The sequence below is a fragment of the Myroides profundi genome, from assembly GCF_000833025.1.
GTDB classification, from domain to species: Bacteria; Bacteroidota; Bacteroidia; order Flavobacteriales; family Flavobacteriaceae; genus Flavobacterium; species Flavobacterium profundi_A.
This window is the reverse complement of the sequence record NZ_CP010817.1, coordinates 80688-106306: the sequence shown is the minus strand read 5'-3', so window position 1 is coordinate 106306 and position 25619 is coordinate 80688. Positions and strand designations below refer to the sequence as shown.

Sequence of the window (25619 nt, the reverse complement as noted above, 5' to 3'; positions counted from 1 at the left end):
ATTGCATTTATTTACTCGCTGTAAAGATACTATTTTTACATCTCTCTTAAATATTTTTTTATTCTACAACTTTTTCACATCCCCATTCCGTTAATTATCTTATTTAAAATAGACTACAGCCTAGTATAGCGCTTTATTTTATCTTATATTTTAATACTAATTTGTTTTAAAAATAGGTGTTTTTATATACGCGAAATGACAAGATATAAAAAGAAATACAACTAAACATGATTATATTATCATTAAAATACACTATTAATTACTTTCTAACTTTAAGAGCATTTCTATTTCAATGCTCAATCCAAGTACAATTATGGTTATATACTTGCTGTAGATGTAAATTATAACAAGGATTTTGCATGAATTCTACATGCATTCGAGAAGAAAGTACACAACATCAAATACTATCAAAAATAGGTTGGATATAATTTTCGTAATTTTGATTACTCAAAATAGCACGAAACTTATGCACTCAACAAATACAATAGGTATATTAGGGGCAATTCCACAAGAAGTAAATGGAATTATCACTCAACTAAGAGATAAATCTGAAAGAAAAATAGGTAATCGAACTTACTATGAAGGTTATATCCATGACCAAAAAGTAGTAGTAGTCTACTCTCGAATTGGTAAAGTAGCTGCAGCTGCTACTGTAGCAACACTTTTATTAGAGTTTAAAGTAGATCGCATTGCTTTTATTGGTGTTGCTGGAGGTATTCACCCTAATGTAAAAATAGGTGATGTAGTCGTAGCAAAGAATTTGGTACAATATGATGTGGATGCTTCTCCTTTGCGTCCCAAATTTGAAATACCACTACTAGGTAAAACATATTTTGATACTGATAAAGAGTGGTCAAAAGAAACTTGTGAGCATATAGAGAATATGTTTGGGTTAGAGAATCTACACCAATTAATCACACCTTCAGAATTAGCCAAATTTAATATTACTAAACCTACTGTTCATTATGGAACAATAGCTAGTGGGGATCAGTTCTTCTCTACGTCTGAACAAAAAAACAATCTTCAGTCACAATTGCCAGAAGTATTATGTGTAGAAATGGAAGGAGCTGCAGTAGCACAGGTTTGTTTTGAATTTGGAGTACCTTTTATTGTGATACGTACAATCTCAGATAACGCAAACGAAGAGGCAAGTTTTAGCTTCCAATCTTTCGTTGAAGAAGTATCTCTTGTTTATGGCCAAGAGATCATCAATAAGATGTTTTAGACCTATTCTAAAACAATAATTCTAGAATACACACTCTAAGTAAAGAACATAAAAAAAGCTCGGCATAGCCGAGCTTTTTAAGTTATTATATTGAATAAAGATTATTCGAAAACGATATCATCAATAACTAAATCATAGTTAGAATCAACATTATTCTCTTTACCACCTAATCTTATTTCGAAGAATTTACCAGCATTTGTATTATTTACATTACCAGCAGGCAAATTTAAAGTTACTGTAATCCATTTGTTATTAGTATCAATATTACCTGTATAAGTATTTTTCGATCCTTCTCCAGTTAAAGTAACATCACTCTTAACATCTTTCAAGCTAAAAAAGTTGCTCTTAACTTCTTTATCTAACACGTTAAACACTAAAGAACGCCCTTTAGAAGTTCCTTTTAATTTTAAAGTGATTTTCTTTGTATCTGCAGGAACTTTAACGTTACTTAAGCGATAAGCAGTATCAGCTTTGTCTCTATCTCCATTGATTACTAATCCTTTTGATTTACCATCTAGACCTTTACCTGCTTCAACAACAGCATATTTACTGTTAATCCATTCAAGACCATTAACTACATCAAAACTACTTAAGATATTCCCTACTTCTGGAACCTCAGGATCTACTGGGTCAACTGGATCAGTACCTCCATCAGCAGGAGTACCATCTTCAAAACGAATCTCATCTATAATTAAATCATATTTACTTGCAATCGTTTTAGTAGCTCCACCATGTTTAAACGCAATAAAATTACCTTTACCTGTAGTGTTATAGTTGAATCCTTTCAAGTTAAGAATAATCTTAACCCATTCACCTTTAGTATCAATAACACCTTCGTAGTTATTAACAAATTGCTCTTCAGTATTAATTTTTGATTTCTCAACACGCTTACTACCCACAACAGCTCCAACATTATAAGCAACGAATGTACCATCTGCTTGAAATACGTTAATAGATAATGAACGTGCGTCAGCAGTACCCTTCATTAAGAAAGAAAGCTCAGTAGCTCCTGTAGGTACTTTAACATCATCAATTGTGAATGTATATCCTGTTTTTTCAGGAGTACCTTTAAGTTCTAATGCATCACTATTTGCCCATCCTTGTCCTTTAGACTGTACAGCAAACTCAAGTCCATACTTATTCATTGCTCCTTCAAATGCTTTCCAATCTTTAAAATCTGCACCTGGGAAAGCTAAATATTTACCTGGCTCAACTTTAATATTAGGGTCTACAGGAACCTCAGGATCTGTTCCTCCTTCAACTTTAAAAGGATCTTGATCTAACTTTAAATCAGACGTAAAACGAGGAATAAACTGAAAATCTTTATTAAAGATAGTCATTACCCCTGTCATTGTTCCACTATTATTATCAACTATTTTATTGCTAAACACTTTGTTCTGTGAAGCAACTCTAAAGCCGATTTTACCTTGTAAAGGATTAACAACAGCTTCTCTAGACTCAATAATATTAAATGTAGCAGATTCTCCATTTCTTACAAATGTTTTACCTCTAGCCTCACTATCAAACTGTACATCTTTAATACGTATTAATTTCCCAATGAATGAATGATCCTTTCCATTAGATTCAATTACCTCTTTCAACGTAACTTCAGTTAAGTAATTTTCCTCTAATTCTTTTAGAGACAATACGTTTTTATTACTAGCAAAAATGTGTTTTTTATAAATAGGATCAGCTAAATAACCAACAAATTTACCATTTTGTCCACCGATACTTAAAATTCCATTATTTAATTGAACATAAGTATCTTTCAATTTAATATAAACAGTCGATCCGATTTCATAATCAACAAAAGTTGAATACTTATCTAGTTTAAATACACCTGCTTTATTATTTTGTTCATCTACAAAGTAAATTTCCTTAAAGAAAGTTTGTTCTTTATCAGTAGAAACAATAATACCTTTAATGATATCATCTGCTTCATATTTAGCTATTGTAGGAGTTATAAATTTATAGATATCTTCTATAGATTTAGTTTCTTTTAGACCTGCTGCTGGATCTACTATTGTAGGTATAGAGAAGTCATCGTTCTTTGCACACCCTGTAAAAACTAGAGCTGCAAAAGAAAAATATAATATTGATTTAATTAATGTTTTCATAGGTATTATTATTAGAAATTATAATAAACATTTACAAAGAAATTACGTCCATAACCGTACCAATACTTGTTTCCAAAAGTATTGTACCCGTGACCTTCATTAAAGTACTGAGCGTTGTTTAGAACTTCTTGTTTATAGTTAGCATTTCTAGCTTGTTCGAATCCACCAGTTTTATAATGTCTATTGAACACATTATTGATACTTGCAAAGAATCCGATTAAATTTCTATTAGGCAATCTCCAAGATTTACCTCCTGTTATATTTACTACAGTAAAGTCAGCTAATTTCTCTTGCTTTAAGATATTTCTTAACTTATCATCTGTAACACCTGGTAAAGTTTGTCCAGTTAATGGATCTTTTACGAAGTTATCTGTTCTTCTAAGCGCTGAAATATTAGTATATGAGTTATCCATATAATTAATATTTGCTCCTACCCACCAATAAGCAGGATCTCTATACTCTAACCCTAAAGATAGTGCAGTCTGAGGTCCATTACCTACTTTATAATTCTTCATATAAGCTTCTCCATAATCAAAAGTCTTCGCTACATTATCAGAATTCAATCTAATATTAGGATTATTAGTGTAGAACGATTGACCTACTACAGCAGCTGCTGTAGCTTTCAATGTTTGAGTCAATTGATACTCTGCACCTAATTCAATACCTAAATTACGTTTATTCACACCTGTTAGAATTTCAGATACAAATGCTCCTCCAGATTGTGTTAACAATTCTCCATCAGCATTCATAATACCTGCTCCATCAGCATAGTAGAAGTTGATTTGAGTACTATTTTTAATTTCAGATAAATATCCTGAAACACGAGCCTTTAACTTAGGTGTTCTAACGATATAACTACCATCAATGCTAAATACATCTTCATTAGTTAAATCTTTAGTTACCAAATTATTTACCCTTGCATTAGAGAAAGTGTTTCTAATAGTTGGTGCTTGATTATAATATGCTACATTCATATTTAAAGCATGGCGACCTGTAATATGGTAAGTAGCCCCTCCTTTAAATCCGAAGTTATTAAAATCTACTAAACCACCTTTACCATAAGAATTATTTGGATAAACACCATTTCTATATTTTCCATCTCTCTCGTATGAAGTGTAGCCTATCTTCTGTGCTATATAGAAGTCGAATTTATCATAATCAAAGTTAAACTGTGTAAATACATCTATTATGTTAGAGTCAACTGAATAATTATATCCAAACTTATCTCCTTCATAAACCTTTCTATCTCTATTATGTAAGTCACTTTGAGAATTATCTCCTATTAAATAGGTATCTATATCGTTATAATAAGATCCTCCTAATAAATCTACAAGCTCTTTAAAGTAAGAAGAATTAACTCTTCTATAATTAAAGCCAGCATCTAAAGTAACATGATCAGATAATATAGATTTTAAGTTAGAGTTAAAAGAAAATGTTTGATCTTTTTGTACATCCTCGTACAAGATTGTCTTACTTCTTCCTTCAAATCTACTATTTGAACGATATATTTTTTCCCAATCAACTTGACCTCCTTCTTTAAATTGAGCTTCTTTTACTTTAGCCAATTCTCTTAAAGGTTGCCATTCCCAAGAATTTTTATCACTATTATTAAGTGCATAGCTAGGCATATCTCTATAGTATGCAGGATCTGGATTTAAGTTATCTTGGTATCCTAAACGACTATTTTTAATATGTCCAAATTGATAAGAAGCAGTAGTCGTTAAGTTATTTAATTCATCTATTTTCCAATAGTGTGTCAATTGGAAGATTGGTTCAGAAACATCTTTGTAACGACCATTTCTTTTATCTCCATTTTGCCATCCCCAGTAAGAATTATACTTATACCCTTTTAAATCAGCTTGCTCTTGAGTAATAGGTGAGTTTTTAGCTCTTTTATTTTGAGCATAAATAGCTGTAAAGTTTAAACTGTGATTATCATTAAATTTCTTCTCAACAGCAGCGAATAATGATAATGCATCATAATTTGTACCTTCAAACCTACCTTCTTTTGCCCCTCTATAAGATGCAGATAAAGCAAATGCCCATCCATTCTTATCTAAACCAGAAGAGTAAATAGCGTAAGGTCTCCAGTTGTAATTAGTATCAGATCCAGAGAAACCTGCTTTAGCACCTTTTCTGATTTGAGATGCTCTTGTAGAAATGTTTTGTGTTCCTAAGATTCCACCAAAAGAGAAATCTGAAGGAGTAGATCCTGAAGAGAAAACTTGGTTACGAGTAGCGTCATTTAGACCTCCCCAGTTCCCCCATTGTGGGCGACCATCATGAACTTTGTTCATTACTACCCCATTGATCATTGTCTTACCATACTCGTTATCAAGTCCACGCATTCTGTAGAATGCAGATCCCCAGTTATAAGCTGCTGCTTGTTGGAAAGGATCTTTAGTAGCTTGTAACAAACCTGATGAAGTGTCGTTACTAGAGTCATCATCACTTAGGTCATTCTCCGTAAGTGTAATAAGCCCTAAATTTGCAATAGAAGCGAAATCCTCGTCTAAAGAAATTGTACCAAGGTCGATGATGCCATCACCTACCTCTACAGGTAAACGTTTTGTTACATATCCCACATAAGAGATTACAACATCATGGTTACCCGTTTTAACATTTTCTAAAGTGAATCTCCCTTCATTGTCTGTTAAAGAGGAAGTAGTAGAAGCTTGTACTTTTACAGATACCGCATTCATTGGCATCTGAGTGGCACCATCCACAACTTTCCCTTTAATTTCCTGAACTCCTTGCGCATAAGATATAACTACCTGTAACACAAAGAACAAACTAAATAAAAGTTTCTTCATAAATTAAAAATGATTAAAGTGCTATGTTAAGAAATACCGTAAGGTTATTTCTAATACAAAGGTATGTTATTATAATAATATTAGCTATTTTTGTCAAAGAAATAAGACAATTCTTTACTTAAATTAACCTAGTCATGCACATCAAACTTCAAAGAATCTTTTTGTTGTTTGCGCTTATCTCAATGGGAGCACAAGCACAAGAGAAAAAGTATGAGATTCAAACAATTGCGTTCTACAACTGTGAGAACTTGTTTGATACAATTAGAGACCCCAAAATCTATGATGAAGAGTGGACTCCTACAGGAGCACAAGCTTGGACATCTAAAAAGTACCAAAAGAAAATTCACAATCTTGCGAAAGTTATGTCTCAGATTGGTACAGACGAAAACACTAAAATGCCTGCAATAATAGGTGTTGCCGAAGTTGAAAATAGAGCTGTACTAGAAGATTTAGTACGCGACCCACAACTTGCGCCTGGAGATTATGGTATAGCGCACTTTGACTCTCCTGACAAACGTGGTATTGATGTAGGATTACTATATCAGAAAAAACACTTCTCTGTAACTAATGCGACTCCACATCCTCTTTATATCTACGATATGAATAAAGTAGACAGACATACAGGAGAAAAAGGTACTCGTATCTATACTCGTGATCAACTGTTAGTAACAGGTCTTCTAGATGGAGAAGAAGTACACTTTATTGTAAATCACTGGCCTTCTAGAGTGGGTGGAGAGAAAAGAAGTAGCCCATTACGTGAAGCCGCTGCTGCATTAAACAAAAAGATCATCGACTCACTATACACTATCAACCCAAATGCGAAAGTAATCACTATGGGAGATATGAACGACGGTCCATACAACAACAGTATGAAAAAGGTACTAAAAACAGCTGGTAAAAAATCTGAACTTACTCCACAGGGTCTTTTTAATCCAATGGAAAAAATGTCAAAAGATGGATTAGGGACATTAGCTTACCGTGATGCATGGGATGTTTTTGACCAAATGGTAATTAGCGAGCCTTACGTTAGAGATGATTACTCATCATGGGCGTACTGGAAAGCAAGAATCTATAAAAAACCTTTTATGGTTCAACCAACAGGACAGTACAAAGGTTATCCGCTTAGAAACACTAACGGAGAGCCTGGTTTCAGTGACCACTTCCCTGTATACATCTATCTAATTAGAGAATTAAAATAAGATTACTTGATATAAGTATAAAGCCGTTTAAGACATCTTAAACGGCTTTTTTATTGTAACTAACTAACTAACTAACTAACTAACTAACTAACTAACTAACTAACTAACTAACTAACTAACTAACTAACTAACTAACTAACTAACTACATTAAAAGCTTTTTAAGCTGCTCTTCATCAATTTCCTAACAAACAGATACCTCATATCAAAAAGCGTCTTAAATCACTTAATAATACAAAAAAAGGGATACTCAGACGAGTATCCCTTTTTTAAAAGTATAATATTCAGATTAGTTGTTTAATGCCTCAGCACCACCAACAATTTCTAGAATTTCATTTGTAATAGCAGCTTGACGAGCTTTGTTGTAACTTAACGTTAATTCATCACGTAAGTCTTTAGCGTTATCAGTTGCTTTGTGCATCGCAGTCATACGAGCTCCATGTTCAGAAGCTACAGAGTCCGCAACCGCTTTTAATAATTGAGTTTTTAAAGAAAGAGGAATTAATGTATTAATAATCTCTTCTTTAGAAGGCTCATAAATATAGTCAGAACTAGTATTCTCACTAGTTTCAACTGGTAACAATGGTAAAAACTGTTCTGTTACTACATCTTGTGTAGCAGCATTTTTGAACTGATTGTAAACGATCTGAATTGAATCATACTTCTCTTCAACGAAAGCTTCCATCATTTGTTCAGCTATAACAGCACAATTTGCAAAATCTACATGATCAAACAAATCACTTTTGTTCTCAATTACAGTAAAAGATTTACGTAATATATCGTGACCTTTTTTACCAATTGTCAATAAATCAACATTAACGTCTTTATATTGAGTAGCTTTAAGCGCATTAATTTGTTTGATAATATTCGCGTTAAAACCACCACACAAACCTCTGTTTGAAGTAATAACCACAAGAAGAACATTCTTAACCTCTCTAGTTTGAGAATATACTCCTGAATTATCACCTTCTAAAGTTGCGCTAACATTTTGAATCAATTCAGTCAACTTTTCTGAATATGGACGCATAGCCATAATAGTATCAGTAGCTTTTTTAAGCTTAGCTGCAGATACCATCTTCATAGCAGAAGTAATCTGCATTGTCGATCCGATTGATGAAATCCTATTACGTATTTCTTTAAGGTTTGCCATTGTAAATTGTATATAAATTTATCTACAAGTGACATGATATCACTTGTAGACAAACATTATTTCTTAATATTTTGCAGAAATCTCTTTAGCTACTTTCTCAAGTACACCAGTAATTTCATCAGTGAATTTACCAGCTTTTAACTGATCTAATACATCTCTATGACGAGAGTTTAAAGCATCTAAATAATCCTTTTCGAACTCTTTTACTTTAGAAACTGGTACGCTTCTAAGAAGGTTTTTAGAACCTGCATAGATAATAGCTACCTGATCTTCTACAGTATATGGATCGTTAACAGCTTGTTTTAAGATCTCAACGTTACGTTGTCCTTTAGAGATAACGTTCATTGTAGCAGCATCTAAGTCAGAACCAAACTTAGCGAAAGCTTCTAACTCACGGTATTGAGCTTGGTCAAGTTTCAAAGTACCAGCTACTTTCTTCATTGATTTAATTTGAGCAGAACCTCCAACACGAGATACAGAAATACCTACGTTAATAGCTGGACGAACACCTGAGTTAAATAAATCAGATTCTAAGAATATCTGTCCATCAGTAATCGAAATTACGTTAGTTGGGATATAAGCAGAAACGTCACCAGCTTGAGTTTCGATAATAGGTAAAGCAGTTAATGAACCACCACCTTTAACGAATGGTCTGATAGACTCTGGTAAGTCATTCATGTTCTTAGCGATTTCATCATCACCAATAATACGAGCAGCACGCTCTAATAATCTTGAGTGAAGGTAGAAAACGTCTCCAGGGTAAGCCTCACGACCTGGTGGACGACGTAAGATTAATGACATCTCACGGTAAGCTACCGCTTGTTTAGATAAATCATCATAGATAATTAATGCAGGACGTCCTGTATCACGGAAGTACTCTCCGATAGCAGCACCAGCCATTGCAGAGTAAACTTGCATTGGAGCTGGATCCGAAGCATTAGCAGCTACGATAATAGTATAGTCCATTGCACCTTTATCTTCTAAAGTTTTAGCAATTCCTGCTACAGTAGAAGCTTTTTGTCCAATAGCTACATATATACAATATACTGGTTGCCCAGCATCGTAAAATTCTTTTTGATTTAAGATAGTATCGATACAAACAGTTGTTTTTCCTGTTTGACGGTCACCAATTACTAACTCACGTTGTCCACGTCCGATTGGAATCATGGCATCAACAGATTTAATACCTGTTTGTAACGGCTCAGTTACTGGTTGACGGTAGATTACCCCAGGAGCTTTACGCTCTAATGGCATCTCATATAAATCACCTTCGATAGCACCTTTACCATCGATTGGAAGACCTAATGTATTAACAACACGTCCTACCATTTTCTCACCTACTTTAAGTGAAGCGATACGACCTGTTCTTTTTACTGTAGATCCTTCTTTAACACCAGTAGGAGCTCCTAACAATACAATACCTACATTATCCTCTTCAAGGTTCTGCACCATTGCTTCTAGTCCATTCTCGAATACAACTAGCTCTCCGTATTCAGCATTTGTTAACCCGTATACACGAGCAACACCATCTCCTACTTCAAGTACTGTTCCTACTTCTTCTAAAGAAGCCTCTGAGCTAAATCCAGATAATTGTTTCTTTAAAATCGCTGATATTTCAGCTGGTTTAATTTCCGCCATTTTTATCTATGTTTATACACGAACATTCGTGCGGTGATTTTTTAATTAGTTAATTCTCTTTTTAAAACTTGTAATTGATTCGCTATTGAAGCATTGTACTGTTTATCTCCCATTTTCAAGATAAATCCTCCTAAGATAGAAGCATCTACTATATTTGAAATAACAATTTGTTTTCCAGGAGCTAAACTTTGAACTTTAGATAAAACTTTACTCTCTAAAGCGGCATCCATTGGAACAGCCGTAGTAACTACAACTCTCTCTATACCTTTCAAAGCTTCGTATTGCTCTTGAAACTGTAAAGCGATTACACCTAAGATTTCAAATCTATTGTTCGCTTTAAGCACTTTAAACAATTCTTTAGTACTTTGATCAACATTAGCGAATACTTCTAACAAAGCATTTAATTTAATCTCACCACTCACGATAGGATTAGTTAAAAACACTTTTAAGTCTTCACTTTGAGATACTGATTCAGAGATCAAGATCATATCGCTATTAATAGCCTCAGCATTTCCTTTTTGACCAGAAACTTCTAGCATTGCTTTTGCATATCTTGCAGCTGCTCTAGTGCTTACCATAATGATCCTTTTATTAGTTTAATTTAACTTCGTCTAACATCTTCTCAACCAATTTAGATTGAGCTTCAGTGTTAGCTAATTGTTCTTTTAATAATTTCTCAGCAATTTCAATAGAAATAGAAGAAACTTGAGTTTTTAACTCAACGATAGCAGTAGCTCTTTCACTTTCGATAGCAGCTTTTGCTTGAGCAATCATTTTTGCTCCTACAGCTTCACCTTCAGTTTTAGCGTCAGCTAACATTTTTTCTTTAATCTCACGAGCTTCTTTAATTAAAGCATCACGCTCAGCACGAGCTTCTGCCAATAATTTCTCGTTATCAGCTTTTAAATTAGCCATTTCTCTTTTAGCATTTTCAGCAGCTGCTAATGCATCAGCGATACCCTCTTCACGAGCCTCTAAAGCATTTACAATTGGTTTCCATGCAAATTTTCCTAGGATGAATACAATCACCAATAAAATGATGAACTGCCAGAAAAATAATCCAAAACCGAAATCGTTAATTAATTTATCCATTATCTAAAATTATACTTTTTAATACCTATGTTGTTTAATTAAGAAGTTTATCTGCAACCAACCGTTACAGATAAACTCTTTTACTTGTCTTGGATTATTTACCTAAGATTAAAGCACCGAATGCTAAACCTTCCAATAAAGCTCCAATAATGATCATTGCAGTTTGGATTTTTCCAGCAGCTTCTGGTTGACGAGCGATAGCGTCCATTGCAGAAGATCCGATTTTTCCTAATCCGTAACCAGCTCCGATTACGATTAAACCTGCACCAATAATGTTTGGTAATGTCATAGTGATTGATTTATATTAATTAAACAAATTTTATTTTTATTCTAATTTAATTCTATTAATGATGAGCCTCATCATGTTCGTGCTCTGCTACAGCCATTCCGATAAACAATGAAGATAACATTGTAAAGATGAACGCTTGTAAGAAAGCAACTAAGATCTCTAATACAACTAAGAACGTTGATAAGAAGAATCCTATCCCTACTGCTCCAGCAGTACCTAAAGCTTCTTTCATCACGAAGATAATAGCGATAAGTCCAAATACTACTGAGTGACCTGCTGTAATGTTAGCGAATAAACGAACCATCAATGAGAATGGTTTAATTAATGCTCCTAATACTTCAATAGGTGCTAACATTAATTTCATTGGCGCTGGTACACCTGGCATCCAGAACATGTGCTTCCAATAATCCTTGTTAGCAGAGAACTGTGTAATTATGAATGTAAAGATTGCCAAACACGCAGTTACCGAAATACTTCCTGTAACGTTGAATCCTAGTGGAGTCAATCCTAATAAGTTCAATAAGAAAATTAAAAAGAATACTGACAGTAAGTATGGCATGAACTTTTTGTATTTGTCTTTTCCGATATTTGGAATAGCCATTTCATCACGAACATAAAGTACCATTGGTTCTAAAGCTCTTGCAAAACCTTTAGGCAAGTTGTTCGGTCCTTTTTTGTATGTCTTAGCTAAGCTTAAGAACATAAGGAAGATTAATACTGTAGTAAATAATAATGATGCCACATTTTTAGTGATGGAAAAATCTAATGGCTTCTCATTTGTAGGATGATGCTCAGCATCGTACTCGATAGTACCAGCTGCATCAGTTTTGTATATCTTACTGTGATATAACTTGTAGTGTTGTCCGTCTTTTTCAACTACTTTGTTACCGTAGTCAAATTCTGATGACATAAATACTTTAAGACCATTGTCTATTAAAATAACTGGCAACGGAAACCCATAGTGTTTACCAGTAGCCTCGTCTGAGAAGAAAATGAAAGAGTAATCATCTGCTAAGTGGTGCGTGATGTGATCTTGCACTTTTTCAGCTTGTGTTTTTTCACCTTCTACATGCTCTGTACCTTCTACAGCAGCGATTGTTTCTTCAATTGACTGCTCTGTTTCTTGAATAGATTCTTCAAGCTTCTGAGCATTACTTTGTGCGTACGAAAATACCGACGATGCTGTAAAAATTACAGCTGCTAATAAATTCAGTGATTTCTTCAGAGTCACCATACCTTAACTTCTTGAATATTTATGGTTCTTAAAATTTTGTGCAAAAGTACAATAAATCTTAGACTTTCATACTTTCTTGCGAAACTTTTTTTTATTATCTTTTTGTTAACTAACCTTCTTATTTAAAATACGATATGCAATAAAAGCATCTCCACCTAGATAAATCAAGACAACTAACAGAAAATTATACTTAAATAGTTCATCAACATTCTCGCTATCTAATCCTTCTCTTACAAACAGGTAACTAGCCAATAACCTAACTGTAATAAAGCCTAAAAACACATATCCTAAACTGTTAGGCATACTTGTTTTTATTCCTTGCATAGCAAATAACATTCCTATAGAAAAAATAAATTCAAAGCCATAAAAACCCGCTAATGAATAACCTAATTCTACAAATGACTGACCAAAATCAGTATATGTAAAAAGTGCAAAATGAATTGCAAATATAACTGCTAAAACCCCAAAAAGTTTTAAACTTAAACTTACTGTTTCCTTATCCATTAATCTTTATTTAATTGATTTACTTGTTTTATAACTTGGTACAAAGCTAATCCTACTCCAATTAACGTACAAATTTTATTTGCTAATCCGTCAACTAAATTATATTTTTCATCTAACCAAGTACCTAACAAGTGAAACAAGTAAATAGTTACCCCCATCTGAATAGGGATATTAATTAAATTTAACCAACGGTTTGGGCCTGAATTTTTTTTCACTTCTAATTATTTTCCTTTCTTACCTGAACCTTGCTCTCCGCTTCCTGCTATAGCCATATCGCATTTCACTTGAATCTTAGCCCCTGGTACTACCGAAAGTCTACCTACTAATAAATCTCCTTTTACCTCTGCAGTCTCCTTGATATGCAGTAAATCTTTTACCTTCAGAACACCTTCTACTAGGCCTTCTATATCCGCATTTTCACACTCCACATTTCCTATGATTTGGGCTTGAGGTCCTACTACTACTCTTCCTTTAACCTTTAAGTTTCCATGTAAGATTCCGTCTAGGCGCAAGTCTGTAACTGCCTCAATATCACCCTTAATTGTTGTAGCCTCAATAATTCTATTTGTCTTACCTAAATGATCTATAGACCCGTCATTTTTCGTTTTTTGGAACATAATTTCTTTACTTTTTTTCAACCTTATTCTGATGGAGCTATATACTTCTCCCAATTCTTCTTAATCTGAACGATAATATAATTATCTGCACTTATAGTAACAGCGTTGCTGTTTACACTTCTAGCAGCCTGCTCTGCTTCCTCTTTATTCTTAAATCCATGTAATACAAAGAACTCTCCTACACCGATATAAGGATCCTCTGAGTACTTAATCCCTTTACTGCTATTAGCTGTTGCAAACTGTATAAAACTACGACTAACCATTTGATTAGCGCCTGAGTCCTTGTCTTGTACTAGCAACACTACTTTCCAATTCTTTGAATCTCCACTTGAGAACTCCCTAGCTTCTAACATTGGGATTGTTGTCTTTAACAACTCCTCTGCTTCTCTTCCTTCACGAGAAGAGCTATAGGTCAGAGCCACAAAGTTCAATGCTTCTTTATAGGCTTCTAGCCCTTTTAATCGCCCAATCACATGAGCTTTTAACAACTCTAGTTTGCTCACATAGCCTTCATCATCGAATCGCTCTAGAGCACTATCTATAGTTCGCAATGCATTATTATAATCTGTACCATCTGCATACACCTTATACGCCTGTCCATAAATCTGCTCTGGTGATAAGTCATCGATCTTATCCATAGACATATTCTGTAATAACTTGGCATATCTAGAATTAGGATATAGATTAATTATTCTATCCTTCATCGCTATTGCCTTAGCCATATCTATCTCTAAGTATATCTTATAGAGCTTATACATACTCGGCAGAATCAATCTCTCGGCAGGGTCAAAGGTCAATAATGACTCTAATCGCTTACTCGCTAAATCATATTTCTTAAATCGATCTGCATACATAGATCCCAGTTGGAAATAAGCAAAGTCTCTATCCTTCTTGATAGACGCTATTTCTTTTTCATCACTTGGAATTTTCGAAATATAGCTATTGATATCATATCTAGTATCGTTAAACTGCTCAGTACTATTATCCTGATTTGCATTCTGAGCGGCTTGTTCCTCCACTACAGCATTATTCTGTGCTTCTTGTATATCACTCGCCCATCTCCAGTTATCCACTGAAGGTCTATTTCCCCACTTTCTTCTAAACTCTGTCTTTCCAAAAGCAGCGGCTTGAGTTGAGTAGAAGTAGAATGTAGAACTGCCTCCTGTCTGTTGATTATTTGTACCAAAAGCCACATCTATAGCATCACCGAAAGTAGCCATATTAAAATAATTCTGATTCCCTCCTTTTTGCTTTTTAAGTGTTGCCTGTAGTTTTCTAAAGTCTTCTTTTCTTAGCTCATCTACATATTTCTGAAAATAAGCAATACGTTGATTTTCACTCATCGCTACTAATCGAAGTACACTATCATTCACATGAGCGACTCTCTCATATTTCACCACATCTCTTAATGCATCACGTCTCTTAGTGATTCTAAAGCGCTCTTTAGCCTTAGCAGGCATGATAGATAATACACTGTCATAATACTGACCAGCCAACGCATAACCAGCCTCATTAAAGTAAATCTCGGCTATACTCAAGTAGTTTTTAGACTTTAACTGCTTATCTCCTTTACTTAACTTAACAGCTCTTTTTAGCGATTTTAATGCCTCTTTTGTATTGCCACTACCCTCGTAGAACAGTCCCACCTGACGATGTAATACATCTAAGTAATCTCTGTTCTCTCTATCTCTAATTAATCTTTTATACTTCTTTAAAAATGCTACCGAATCTTTAGCCTGAGTAGGCTTCAGACCAAACTGCTGCGCATGAGACTGTATCACATAAGATCGAGGGCTCTTTCGATTCATATCGATTACAATACCGAAAGCCTCATTCGCTTCCATCTCCTTGCCTAACTTAGCATATAGCTGCCCAAGGATAAACGTATAACGTGCATACTCCTCCTTATCCTTAGTGTGTTCTATAGCGATCTTTAGAGGCGGTATAGCAGAAGCATATTCCTCTATATTGATATAAGCCTGAGTAAGCGTAGCATTCGCATCTGCTACCTGCTGCTTCCTTAGTTTATCTTTTTTATCTCGAAGAAATTCATTTAAATTTTTAATCGCAATATCATCATAAGTAAGGCGCACATTAGATTTCTCACGCCAGATGATCGCATCATTTATTAAGCTCCCATCTGGGTACTTATACAGAATATAATTAAAAGCCTCTAGCGCAGGTACAAAACGTCCATCATAGTATCTAGCCTGTCCTAACATCAGATAAGCATCATCGATCTGGAAGTTGCGCTCACGCCCTTTTATGTACATAGAGTGCTTCTGAATGGCCTTAGCAGCCTTGTCTTCAGCTCGTCTAAATCCTACCTCTCCTTGCTCTTCTTCTCCTGTAACATTAGCTCCATCTACTTGCACATTTTCTAGAATAGATCCTTTTTTAGACTCTAGTGATCTACCTCTGTCAAACTCACGTGTAGAGTCTATTTTAATGTCGATGCGCTCTACAGGAAGTATCTCCCAAAAGTCATCGTAATAATCCTTTTTTAAAGAAATTAAAGCCTCATCATAAGCCAATTCTCCGTTATATAGAATATTATACCGAGTAGTCATCGCGTGATACCCTCTATTCAATAACTTATCTTTCTTTACAGAACAAGCCGCTCCCAAAAGAAGTAAAACTAAAAAAATCAGATATTTAAAACGAGTATTCAACACAATGAGCTTTACTTAAAAACTACAAATTCACTATTTTAGTATATAACAAAACGTAAAAATACATTACTTTTAGTAATACTTCTACAGTATTTTAAAAGTTTTTAAAGTTCTACAGAAACAAAACCTATAAAAGTAATTTACACTACTTATCGCAATATCTCAGTCAATTTATAGCATCCTATAGAAATCTAACCTCATATCACTAAAACATTCACAATATCCTATATTTTCTATTATTCTACTTTTATGGAATCTTAGGTTATAGCTATAAACACAAAACTCTAGCAAAATATATTTACTAGAGTCCCGCTAACTAACCAATTAAGTAATATTCTTCTTTTTCGTTCGATTATTAATGAGCTTTTTGAATTCACAAAAAAGCAAAACAACCCCAAAATAAATCTAGTCTTTATCAGTGTCTATTTATAAACCAAAAGTAGCTTGATACTGATTTACTAGGGGATTGCTTGAGGGTTTCTTGCACCTTTCTTCGAGAAAAGCACCTTCTAGGCAAGAAAACCCCTAGAAAACTCCTAGCAATCCCCTAAGAAGTGCAAGCGAAACGCTCTTCTCTCATACATCCATAACGAAATCGAAGCGCATCTATTAATATTTCTATCTTTATTTTAACCTAATCATCCCAATCTAAAACAATGTCATTATACCATAATGTATTATTTCATTTTAATCAAACTGAGACGAAAAAGAAATGCATTCTATCATACCTGAAAGAACTCTTCTAATGCATCAAACGTGATATCCTGAGTCAAGACATCTTTCATGATTTGTCCTTTTTCTAAGGCGATCACACGATCAGACACCTCATAAGTATGTTGAAGATCATGACTTGATATAATAATTGTGATCTCTCTATCTTTCATCTTTTGTTTTACCAATTCTTTTAATCTCAACTGTGTAGTCGGATCCAGATTAGCAAACGGTTCGTCTAAGATAACTAACTCTGGTTTTCCCATAAAAGCTGCTATAATACCTACCTTCTTTTGATTACCTTTAGAGAAATCACGCAAATATTTACGTTGATTCAGCACTTCTCCATTGAAGAAACTCACATATTCGTTTAAATAACTTTCTATATCTGTACGAGACATCCCTCTCAGTTCACCAACGAAATAAAAATATTCTTCAGGTGTCAAATACCCGATTAAAAAAGAATCATCAAAGAATGATCCTGTATACTTTTTCCATTCCTCATTTTCACTAACTACATTCCCTTTATTAGAAATGCTCCCTTGAGTAGGCTTGATTAGATCTAATAGAAGGCTAAAAAAGGTCGTTTTACCAGCTCCATTATTCCCAACCAATCCAACACTTTGTCCTTTTGTTATTTCTAAACTAGGTATATTTAAAACAGTCTGTTGACCATAAGACTTTACTAAATTATTTACTACTATCATATTACTTAGATTTAAAAGCCTCTATTGTGCTATATTTTTCTTGTTTATAAATTTTCTCTATGTACTTAAACGCCTGATTTTGGAAGAACATGCCTATGATCCCTATTCCGGTTAACAAGGTGAATCCTCCCCAAAAACCATATACCCAAAAGCCGATATAATAGATTAGAATAGGCAAAAAGAGCTTCGGTAGCGAGATCAGCATTACCCTTAGATTAAATGCATTCTTATCTGCAAACACATTCTTGTTCGCTGTTAGATCTACAGGGCTTTTTAGATAAGCACCTCCCCATAATACGATATAACCATTAATACCAATATTAAACACTCCATTCGCAATGATCAAATACACTAGATCCATACTCGTCCAGATATACAATACCGCCGCCAACATAGACACACCAGTTCCCAATGCAATAATTAACCATTTAGACTTTAAATAATTCTTATACGTGATATTCTGAGTCATCATAAAAGAGTAATAAGAAGAATCCCAACTAGGCACATACTGTCCAAACATCATTAGGAAACCACCTGATACAAAGAAGGCAACGAAGATTAGCATAAAGGTCGGATACCCTCCCATTTCTGTTGGGCGAAGTATAAGGAATCCGTAGAACATAAATAATACACTCATTAATACTGTTGTGCGTGCTCTTTTATTACGAGTGATTAGTCGCAAATCATTCTTAAGAAAAGAAGCATACGTTCCAAATCCATCTAACCATTTCATCTCACGTGTAGTCGCTACTTCTACCTTGACCTTTAGCAGATCATCCATATACATATTCTTAGCGTAGTAATGCACTGTCATCTTAATAGCTAACCATAACACTCCACCGTAGACTAATACTAATGCAGGATATTCATACACACTATACAACAAGTGCTGTGTGTATAAAGTGCTGTCAAATAATTGGTAATACTGAATCGCAGCTAATAAGCCGAATACGACTATAACAGCTATAAAAACAGATTTATAAGACTCTATCAGTATATTGACAAAGTGCATCGTACACACACATAAATAGACAGCTATCATCCAAGCAATCACTCCTAGAACAGAATATCCCTGTACCATACTAACTATCGCAAATGGAAGAATAAATAGTAACTGAATAAAGTTAAACGCACTGATGAATGAACTTCCTATATAGAAGTTTACGATCTTAATCTTAGGGAAAGGCAGTACGAGCAATGGTTTTATAGTAGCAGTAGGCAACTTCTGAAGTGTAAACCTCATAAACATCTCCATCACCATATAATACATCCAAAATCTACTAATCACCTGTATAGGTGATCCCATACCTAGATTCATATCTTCGATAATAAAGAATCCACTCATCCCCATTACCAAAAACAGTAAACCAAAATACACTATCGCTATCCACTTAAAGACAACCAATATCGTATTCATGGTCTTATCATTGCTTCGAGACAATCTTTTCTTTTCTAAAAAAACAAACAACTTACGCATTGCTATAAATATTTATTATAACAATTAGTACTCTATTTAGGTGTTTTGTTACAACTAAGACAGCATTATTTTAAATTATTTACTTTATTATTAAAATCAACACAAACATACATCAGCAAAAAACCTACAATTAACCTAAAAATTAACACTCAACAACTTATTTATACTACAATATTAAACCAACTCTACCTCACTTCAATCACTACCATATTTAGGACAAAATCATTTATCTTTGCCCAAAATATTAATACAATGAAAAAAGACATAGAGATTCCAGTAGTAAAAGATATAGAGATTGCAATCATAAAAGAATATAACGAAGAATTCTTAGCAGACTCATGGTACGCATATCTATTCAATAACTCAGATCAAGAAATGGAAGCTATCCTAGTAGTATCACAAGCGATAGGTGAGATAGATGGTGAAGTAAGAGGTACAGGAGTATTTAGACATGCATTTAAATCTCTAGCTCCAAAAGAAAGTGTAAAAATAGAATTGCTAGATGAATCTGTTTTTAAACTGAGTAATTCGTTTATGCTTACTTTCTTCCAAGGAGGAAAATTATACGACAAGACATATACCTTCATTCAGGACTCTCTAGGAGATGCACATTTACAGACATTGCCATTTACTAGTAAAAAAGGGATATTAGCAAAATAATTTAATACCCTATCTATCAACACCTTAATTTATAATCAATCCAAATGTTAGTTTGCTTAATTTGGTAAGCACAACTTAAAAAATAGATGATTATGAAAATTAAAAACGTATTGAGTATTTTATGCTGTTTAGGTGTATTAGTAACATTGTTTGCTTTTAGCTCGTCAACTCTTGTAACAGAAAGTAAAGCAGGAGATACAGAGTGGAAGAACTTAAAGGTATTACCGAAAAATATTTCTAATGACAGCCTTAAAGGGCTAATGAGAGGTTATAATGATGCGTTAGGAGTGAAATGTGGATACTGTCATACTACAGTAGAAGGAACAGATAAACTAGACTTCGCTGCAGATACAAAAAAAGAAAAAGAGTACGCTCGAGGTATGATCACAATGACTCAAAAAATCAATGCAGAGAACTTTAATTGGCAGAATCACCCGAAACCTGAGACCATCGATGTAGTATCATGTGCGATGTGTCATAGAGGACACACTAGCCCTACAAAATCTTTAAAATTATAGATATCATAACTAATAAAATATAAGAAAGCCCTTCTGTTAGAAGGGCTTTTTTATTATATATTTGATATACTTTTATTAATCCTTTTTAGGAGGGAACATAAATGATGCTACTACTGATAGTACTAATACACCTCCGATAATACTTAATGACACTAATGATTCTACGTGGTAGAATGGTGATACTATCATCTTGATACCAATAAAAGATAAGATAATAGCTAAACCATATTTTAACTTAGAGAATCTATCCATAAAGTTAGCTAACAAGAAATATAATGATCTCAATCCTAAGATCGCAAAGATATTAGATGTATATAAGATAAATGGATCATCTGGTGCGATAGCAAAAATAGCAGGTATACTATCTACTGCAAAGATCACGTCTGTGAACTCTATCACCATTAATGCTACGAATAATGGCGTCACCATACGCACTCCATTCTTCACTGTAAAGAACTTCTCTCCATCATATTCATCACTTACCTTAAAGAACTTATGTACCATACGTACAGCAAAATTCTTAGACAGGTCTTCATTCTCATCGTGTTCCTCTTTTGCAAACCAAGACTTAATACCTGAAATCAACAAGAAGATACCAAATATGGTCAATACCACATTAATCTCTACTATTCTACCGAATACTTCCATCGCAGGTAGATATGTATGATTAATAATCTCTACACCTGCAAAAATGAAGATAGCTCTAAATACTAAAGCTCCTAAAATCCCCCAGAACAACACTCTGTGGTGTAATTCTTTTGGAACCTTAAAGAAGGTAAATACCAATATAAATACAAATAGATTATCTACTGATAGTGCTTTCTCTATCCAATAAGCTGATTGAAACCTTGCAAAGTTTTCGAAGTCGAGGTAATAATAAATAACTCCACTAAAACACATTGCTAAGCCTATCCACACCGCTGTCCAGATCAATGCTTCTTTTGTTGATACAGTGTGACTGTGTTTATTAAATACTCCTAAGTCTAAAAGTAGCATGATAATAACAACTACTCCAAATACCCCTAATAAAGCAGGGTGATTGATTAAATGATCCATCTTTTAATTTTTTACTCGACAAAACTAAATGGAATAATCTCCCCCAAGAGAACACTCCATAACTAACATTAAATCAACAAATTACAAACAAACTTTTGTATCTCAAAAATACAGCTAAAAAAAATAACTTATTGAAAAACAATAAGTTATTTTACATTTTTAGAATAAAACCTAAACACGGCTAAATCTATATTTTTTTTAATCTAATTTCTCAGTAAGTTTTCTGAATACCTTTTTAGGATCTTTTCCATTGTACAAGATATCATATACCGCATTGATTATCGGAGTCTTAGCACCATATTGCTTATTTAGTTCATAAGCACTTTTAGAAGCATAGTACCCTTCTGCAATCATATTCATCTCCATTTGAGCTGACTTTACAGTATACCCCTTACCTATCATATTACCAAACATACGGTTACGAGAGAACAGAGAATATCCTGTTACTAATAAATCTCCTAAATAGGCAGAGTTATTAATATTACGCTTCATTCTATGCACTTTCTTAATGAATTTCTTCATCTCACGGATAGCATTACTCATCAGTAGAGCTTGGAAGTTATCTCCATAGCCCAGACCATGAGCGATACCACATGCTACAGCATAGATATTCTTTAATACTGCTGCATACTCTGTACCGATAATATCATCCGTTGTTTTCGCTTTGATATAATGACTGCTTACACAGTTAGATATTGTCTTAGCATACTCTTCTGTCTGACAAGCAATCGTTAAATAAGATAGACGTTCTAATGCCACCTCTTCAGCATGACATGGACCAGTGATTACTGCAATGTTCTCGTATGGTACATTATAAGTTTGATGGAAGTGCTCTCCTACGATAAGACTCGTCTCAGGGATAATCCCTTTAATCGCAGATACGATAACTTTCCCTTCTAGGCTAACATGTAGTCTACTCATCTCCTGTGACAAGAACGCAGACGGAATAGCGAAGATTACATAATCCGCATAAGAGATTGCCTTGTTAATATCATTTGTCAACCTTAATTGTTCTACATCAAATTCTACAGAACTTAGATAATTAGGATTGTGATAATTAACTTTTATCTCTTCTAATGCAGATTCGTTACGCATATACCAAGCAATCTCAGTTAGGTTTTCGCTCAACATTTTTACTATAGCAGTAGCCCAGCTCCCACCACCTATAACTGCAATTTTCGGATATTCATTCATACACTAAATTTATTAGTTGGTCAAAAGTAAGTAAAAAACACATTGCAAACAATTAGAACAACAATAGCTTAAGCTGAAAAAACACATCATTTATTCAATAAATATTGAAATAAATCTAACTTTAACTCAGAAACAAGCCGATAAAAAACACTTTTATTTACATATTCGCATTTTAGTTTAATTAAAAACAAAGCATATACCTTCACATTCCGTGACCAATTTTAGATTAAATTAACAGTATATAAGATATACTGCTAATTATCAACTCCTTTAAACATAAAAAAACAAAAGCACATTCACCATTACAGTAAATGTGCTTCTCTATAGAATTATAAACTTAGTTTGACTATTTCTCTTACTTTGTCAATTGTTATATTTTTCTTTTCTCCCATTGCTAGCCATCCCCTTTCATTAAATCGTTCAGCAATCCACTCTACAGCCTTCTCCCCATCTTCAGTATAATCACTCAATTTAGTAGCAACTCCTAGAGAATGAAAGAACGCTATCATACGCTCTATAGCCAGTCTAGCTACCTCATCATCGCTACCTTCTAGAGTAAATACTCGTCTACCGAACTGCGCTAATTTCTCCTTCTTCGTGTCAAACATCACGCTATATAAATTAGGGCCTATAATAGCTAATGTACGACCGTGATCTATACCATATAACACAGTCAATTCATGACCAATAGCATGTGTCACCCAATCTTCTTTTACTCCTTTCGATATTAACCCATTTAGAGCCATCGTACAGCACCACATATAGTTCATCGCTGCATCATAATCAGTAGGATCCTTTAATATCTTAGGAGCTACTTCTATTAAGGTCTGTAAGATACTCTCTGCAAACCTATCTTGTAAAGGTGCACCTTGAGGAAAAGTAATATACTGTTCTAACACATGGACGAATGCATCTGTTATACCATTAGCAATCTGCTTCTCAGGCAAAGAAGCAATCACAGTAGGATCACATACAGAGAACACAGGATATAATACCTCTCCTGAGAATGATAACTTCTCTTGTGTAGCCTCTATCGTTACCACGGCACCACAGTTCATCTCACTACCTGTAGCAGGCAATGTCAGTATCGCACCATAAGGCATAGCCTTCCAGTTCACATTTAGTTTTTTCTGAATAATATCTATGACATCTCCTTCATAGTGCACAGCTGCAGATATAAACTTAACCCCATCTATCACACTTCCTCCTCCTACACCAAGGATAAAGTCTACCTTTTCTTTCTTAATCAGATCAACAGCTTTCACTAATGTCTCATATCGAGGATTAGGTTCTACTCCCGAAAACTCAACTACTTCATACCCTTCTAAAGCCTTTATCACTTGATCATAAACACCATTCTTCTTAATACTACCTCCACCGTATACGATTAGTACCTTACTCTTTTTATCGATTAGATTAGCTATCTCACCTATCTGTCCTTTCCCGTACAATAAACGAGTAGGGTTATATAATTCAAAATTCAACATAACTACTTTCTTTTATCTTATAAAATTAAAAAAAGGAATGCAAATGCATTCCTTTTATAGTATTAAATTCTATTTAATTATTTCTTATAAAACAAGTTGTGGTCTATATACTTCCACACTTCTTTATCAAGTAGAGGCATAATATTCTTCCCCTCTTTAATGGAGTCTCTAATAAACGTAGCAGAGATCTCCATGATTGGTGCATTCTCTACTAAGTGTATATTCGGGTGAGCTAGAAGAGGATTAGCCTCCTCTTTGCCACTGAATATGCGAGGATAGACATAGATAGGATAACGCTCTAGTAGCACCTCGTAGTTCTTCCACTTAGGCAGACTATCTAGATTGTCTTGTCCCATTAATAAACTAAACTCATGTTTAGGATAGCGCTCATGTAGATGCGCCATCGTATTCACGGTATAATTAGGTTGTGGCAAATTAAACTCTACGTCAGAAGGCTTGATATAATCATAATCCGCCGTAGCCAAATTAACCATATGTATCCTATGAAAATCCTCTAATAGACCTTTCTTTTTCTTTAAAGGACTATGAGGAGTTACCACCATCCATACTTCATCCAGGTCAGTGTACTGCACCATATGGTTAGCAATAACTAAATGACCGATATGAATAGGATTAAATGTTCCAAAATACAATCCTACCTTCATACTTATCTTCTTACTTTATAAAGTTCTTTACTAACTCTACAGCCTCATTCTTCGCTGTATCTAAGTCGTAATTCTTAATAATCATATCAAACTGAGGAGCTGTAGCTAATTCTACTGAAGCTTTCGCAATACGCATATTGATCTTATCTTCACTCTCTGTAGAACGCTTTTTAAGACGAATCTTCAATTCATCTATACTAGGTGGTTTCACAAATACAGCTAAAGTCTCATTTGGGAATTTACGTTTAATACGAAGACCTCCTGCTACATCGATATCGAATATTACATTCTTACCTTCTGCCCACAGACGCTCTACTTCACTACTAAGTGTTCCATAGAAGTTATCTCTATATACCTCTTCCCATTCTAAGAACTTCTCCCCTTTTATATTTTGTTTAAACTCATCAAGAGAAATAAAATAGTAATCTTTACCATTCACCTCTTCCCCTCTTGGTTCACGAGATGTACAAGAGATAGAGAACGCTAGGTTCAAATCTTCTTGTTCTAATAAATGTCTTACTATTGTAGTTTTACCTGAACCAGATGGAGCAGAGAAAACGATTAACTTACCTCTTTGCATAATAATATTCTGTCGT

Annotated in this window: 23 protein-coding genes; 4 read left to right on the top strand and 19 right to left on the bottom strand. The window is 34.2% G+C overall.

Annotated elements, in window-relative coordinates; translation table 11 throughout:
* Nucleotides 1–466: 466 nt before the first annotated feature.
* Entirely contained in the window at nucleotides 467–1225 is a 759-nt protein-coding gene (locus MPR_RS00495) for a 5'-methylthioadenosine/adenosylhomocysteine nucleosidase (protein WP_041888307.1), read from the top strand.
* Between the two features lie 101 nt (nucleotides 1226–1326).
* Here MPR_RS00495 and MPR_RS00490 read toward each other — a convergent pair whose 3' ends face one another.
* Nucleotides 1327–3342, bottom strand: coding sequence for a DUF5689 domain-containing protein (locus tag MPR_RS00490; protein WP_052472612.1), 2016 nt, complete (start codon nucleotides 3340–3342; stop codon nucleotides 1327–1329).
* A gap of 11 nt (nucleotides 3343–3353) precedes the next feature.
* Nucleotides 3354–6155: a TonB-dependent receptor gene (locus MPR_RS00485; RefSeq protein ID WP_041888305.1), complete on the bottom strand. Its 2802-nt coding sequence runs from the start codon at nucleotides 6153–6155 to the stop codon at nucleotides 3354–3356.
* 134 nt (nucleotides 6156–6289) lie between these two features.
* Here MPR_RS00485 and MPR_RS00480 point away from each other — a divergent pair, with 134 nt between their 5' ends.
* A complete protein-coding gene (locus MPR_RS00480; RefSeq protein WP_041888303.1) occupies nucleotides 6290–7354 on the top strand; it encodes an endonuclease/exonuclease/phosphatase family protein in 1065 nt (354 codons plus the stop codon).
* Between the two features lie 287 nt (nucleotides 7355–7641).
* Here the strand turns inward: MPR_RS00480 and atpG are convergent, their stop codons facing one another.
* The 12 genes from atpG to MPR_RS00420 all read right to left on the bottom strand — a co-directional run bounded on the left by atpG (nucleotide 7642) and on the right by MPR_RS00420 (nucleotide 19443).
* Nucleotides 7642–8502 (bottom strand): ATP synthase F1 subunit gamma, encoded by an 861-nt coding sequence (gene atpG, locus MPR_RS00475; RefSeq protein WP_041888301.1) that lies wholly within the window; start codon nucleotides 8500–8502, stop codon nucleotides 7642–7644.
* A 63-nt stretch (nucleotides 8503–8565) separates the two neighbouring features.
* Nucleotides 8566–10140 (bottom strand): F0F1 ATP synthase subunit alpha, encoded by a 1575-nt coding sequence (gene atpA / locus MPR_RS00470; RefSeq protein WP_041888299.1) that lies wholly within the window; start codon nucleotides 10138–10140, stop codon nucleotides 8566–8568.
* Nucleotides 10141–10181: 41 nt separating this feature from the next.
* Nucleotides 10182–10718 (bottom strand): ATP synthase F1 subunit delta, encoded by a 537-nt coding sequence (gene atpH / locus MPR_RS00465; protein WP_016649962.1) that lies wholly within the window; start codon nucleotides 10716–10718, stop codon nucleotides 10182–10184.
* A 13-nt stretch (nucleotides 10719–10731) separates the two neighbouring features.
* Nucleotides 10732–11232 carry a F0F1 ATP synthase subunit B gene (locus MPR_RS00460; protein ID WP_006257836.1) on the bottom strand — a complete coding sequence of 167 codons (501 nt, stop codon included), beginning with the start codon at nucleotides 11230–11232 and terminating at the stop codon, nucleotides 10732–10734.
* Nucleotides 11233–11326: 94 nt separating this feature from the next.
* Nucleotides 11327–11521, bottom strand: coding sequence for an ATP synthase F0 subunit C (atpE, locus tag MPR_RS00455; protein WP_006257837.1), 195 nt, complete (start codon nucleotides 11519–11521; stop codon nucleotides 11327–11329).
* A gap of 55 nt (nucleotides 11522–11576) precedes the next feature.
* On the bottom strand, nucleotides 11577–12755 hold the full coding sequence (atpB, locus tag MPR_RS00450) for a F0F1 ATP synthase subunit A (protein WP_006262511.1): 1179 nt from the start codon (nucleotides 12753–12755) through the stop codon (nucleotides 11577–11579).
* 105 nt (nucleotides 12756–12860) lie between these two features.
* Complete coding sequence (locus tag MPR_RS00445; protein WP_006257839.1) at nucleotides 12861–13259, bottom strand: hypothetical protein; 399 nt, start codon at nucleotides 13257–13259, stop codon at nucleotides 12861–12863.
* Nucleotides 13259–13474 carry an AtpZ/AtpI family protein gene (locus tag MPR_RS00440; protein WP_041888293.1) on the bottom strand — a complete coding sequence of 72 codons (216 nt, stop codon included), beginning with the start codon at nucleotides 13472–13474 and terminating at the stop codon, nucleotides 13259–13261. Before MPR_RS00440 ends, MPR_RS00445 begins: the two co-directional genes overlap by 1 nt.
* A gap of 6 nt (nucleotides 13475–13480) precedes the next feature.
* The gene (locus tag MPR_RS00435) at nucleotides 13481–13876 is read right to left on the bottom strand and encodes a bactofilin family protein (RefSeq protein ID WP_041895073.1); all 396 of its coding nucleotides are present in this window, start codon (nucleotides 13874–13876) and stop codon (nucleotides 13481–13483) included.
* Nucleotides 13877–13899: 23 nt separating this feature from the next.
* On the bottom strand, nucleotides 13900–16551 hold the full coding sequence (gene porW, locus MPR_RS00430; protein WP_041888291.1) for a type IX secretion system periplasmic lipoprotein PorW/SprE: 2652 nt from the start codon (nucleotides 16549–16551) through the stop codon (nucleotides 13900–13902).
* Between the two features lie 719 nt (nucleotides 16552–17270).
* Nucleotides 17271–17966: an ABC transporter ATP-binding protein gene (locus tag MPR_RS00425; RefSeq protein ID WP_041888289.1), complete on the bottom strand. Its 696-nt coding sequence runs from the start codon at nucleotides 17964–17966 to the stop codon at nucleotides 17271–17273.
* Between the two features lies 1 nt (nucleotide 17967).
* Entirely contained in the window at nucleotides 17968–19443 is a 1476-nt protein-coding gene (locus MPR_RS00420; protein WP_041888287.1) for a DUF5687 family protein, read from the bottom strand.
* 252 nt (nucleotides 19444–19695) lie between these two features.
* On the opposite strand from MPR_RS00420, the gene MPR_RS00415 reads away from it, so the two are divergent.
* Together MPR_RS00415 and MPR_RS00410 are read left to right on the top strand one after the other, a co-directional pair.
* Nucleotides 19696–20103 (top strand): hypothetical protein, encoded by a 408-nt coding sequence (locus MPR_RS00415; protein ID WP_041888285.1) that lies wholly within the window; start codon nucleotides 19696–19698, stop codon nucleotides 20101–20103.
* 92 nt (nucleotides 20104–20195) lie between these two features.
* Complete coding sequence (locus tag MPR_RS00410) at nucleotides 20196–20621, top strand: c-type cytochrome (protein ID WP_041895070.1); 426 nt, start codon at nucleotides 20196–20198, stop codon at nucleotides 20619–20621.
* Between the two features lie 75 nt (nucleotides 20622–20696).
* Here the strand turns inward: MPR_RS00410 and MPR_RS00405 are convergent, their stop codons facing one another.
* From MPR_RS00405 to gmk, 5 genes are all read right to left on the bottom strand, one after another.
* Nucleotides 20697–21677: a TerC family protein gene (locus MPR_RS00405; protein ID WP_041888283.1), complete on the bottom strand. Its 981-nt coding sequence runs from the start codon at nucleotides 21675–21677 to the stop codon at nucleotides 20697–20699.
* Between the two features lie 198 nt (nucleotides 21678–21875).
* Nucleotides 21876–22871: an NAD(P)H-dependent glycerol-3-phosphate dehydrogenase gene (locus MPR_RS00400; protein WP_006257848.1), complete on the bottom strand. Its 996-nt coding sequence runs from the start codon at nucleotides 22869–22871 to the stop codon at nucleotides 21876–21878.
* Nucleotides 22872–23200: 329 nt separating this feature from the next.
* Nucleotides 23201–24358, bottom strand: coding sequence for an iron-containing alcohol dehydrogenase (locus MPR_RS00395; RefSeq protein ID WP_041888281.1), 1158 nt, complete (start codon nucleotides 24356–24358; stop codon nucleotides 23201–23203).
* Between the two features lie 77 nt (nucleotides 24359–24435).
* Nucleotides 24436–25023, bottom strand: coding sequence for a nicotinate (nicotinamide) nucleotide adenylyltransferase (nadD, locus tag MPR_RS00390; RefSeq protein ID WP_006266056.1), 588 nt, complete (start codon nucleotides 25021–25023; stop codon nucleotides 24436–24438).
* 10 nt (nucleotides 25024–25033) lie between these two features.
* On the bottom strand, nucleotides 25034–25603 hold the full coding sequence (gmk, locus tag MPR_RS00385) for a guanylate kinase (protein ID WP_041888277.1): 570 nt from the start codon (nucleotides 25601–25603) through the stop codon (nucleotides 25034–25036).
* Between the last annotated feature and the right edge of the window lie 16 nt (nucleotides 25604–25619).

Coding starts and splice junctions, on each gene's coding strand:
- MPR_RS00495 (WP_041888307.1), top strand. CDS start 467: ATGCACTCAACAAATACAATAGGTATATTAGGGGCAATTCCACAAGAA.
- MPR_RS00490 (WP_052472612.1), bottom strand. CDS start 3,342: ATGAAAACATTAATTAAATCAATATTATATTTTTCTTTTGCAGCTCTA.
- MPR_RS00485 (WP_041888305.1), bottom strand. CDS start 6,155: ATGAAGAAACTTTTATTTAGTTTGTTCTTTGTGTTACAGGTAGTTATA.
- MPR_RS00480 (WP_041888303.1), top strand. CDS start 6,290: ATGCACATCAAACTTCAAAGAATCTTTTTGTTGTTTGCGCTTATCTCA.
- atpG (WP_041888301.1), bottom strand. CDS start 8,502: ATGGCAAACCTTAAAGAAATACGTAATAGGATTTCATCAATCGGATCG.
- atpA (WP_041888299.1), bottom strand. CDS start 10,140: ATGGCGGAAATTAAACCAGCTGAAATATCAGCGATTTTAAAGAAACAA.
- atpH (WP_016649962.1), bottom strand. CDS start 10,718: ATGGTAAGCACTAGAGCAGCTGCAAGATATGCAAAAGCAATGCTAGAA.
- MPR_RS00460 (WP_006257836.1), bottom strand. CDS start 11,232: ATGGATAAATTAATTAACGATTTCGGTTTTGGATTATTTTTCTGGCAG.
- atpE (WP_006257837.1), bottom strand. CDS start 11,521: ATGACATTACCAAACATTATTGGTGCAGGTTTAATCGTAATCGGAGCT.
- atpB (WP_006262511.1), bottom strand. CDS start 12,755: ATGGTGACTCTGAAGAAATCACTGAATTTATTAGCAGCTGTAATTTTT.
- MPR_RS00445 (WP_006257839.1), bottom strand. CDS start 13,259: ATGGATAAGGAAACAGTAAGTTTAAGTTTAAAACTTTTTGGGGTTTTA.
- MPR_RS00435 (WP_041895073.1), bottom strand. CDS start 13,876: ATGTTCCAAAAAACGAAAAATGACGGGTCTATAGATCATTTAGGTAAG.
- MPR_RS00425 (WP_041888289.1), bottom strand. CDS start 17,966: ATGATAGTAGTAAATAATTTAGTAAAGTCTTATGGTCAACAGACTGTT.
- MPR_RS00420 (WP_041888287.1), bottom strand. CDS start 19,443: ATGCGTAAGTTGTTTGTTTTTTTAGAAAAGAAAAGATTGTCTCGAAGC.
- MPR_RS00415 (WP_041888285.1), top strand. CDS start 19,696: ATGAAAAAAGACATAGAGATTCCAGTAGTAAAAGATATAGAGATTGCA.
- MPR_RS00410 (WP_041895070.1), top strand. CDS start 20,196: ATGAAAATTAAAAACGTATTGAGTATTTTATGCTGTTTAGGTGTATTA.
- MPR_RS00405 (WP_041888283.1), bottom strand. CDS start 21,677: ATGGATCATTTAATCAATCACCCTGCTTTATTAGGGGTATTTGGAGTA.
- MPR_RS00400 (WP_006257848.1), bottom strand. CDS start 22,871: ATGAATGAATATCCGAAAATTGCAGTTATAGGTGGTGGGAGCTGGGCT.
- MPR_RS00395 (WP_041888281.1), bottom strand. CDS start 24,358: ATGTTGAATTTTGAATTATATAACCCTACTCGTTTATTGTACGGGAAA.
- nadD (WP_006266056.1), bottom strand. CDS start 25,023: ATGAAGGTAGGATTGTATTTTGGAACATTTAATCCTATTCATATCGGT.
- gmk (WP_041888277.1), bottom strand. CDS start 25,603: ATGCAAAGAGGTAAGTTAATCGTTTTCTCTGCTCCATCTGGTTCAGGT.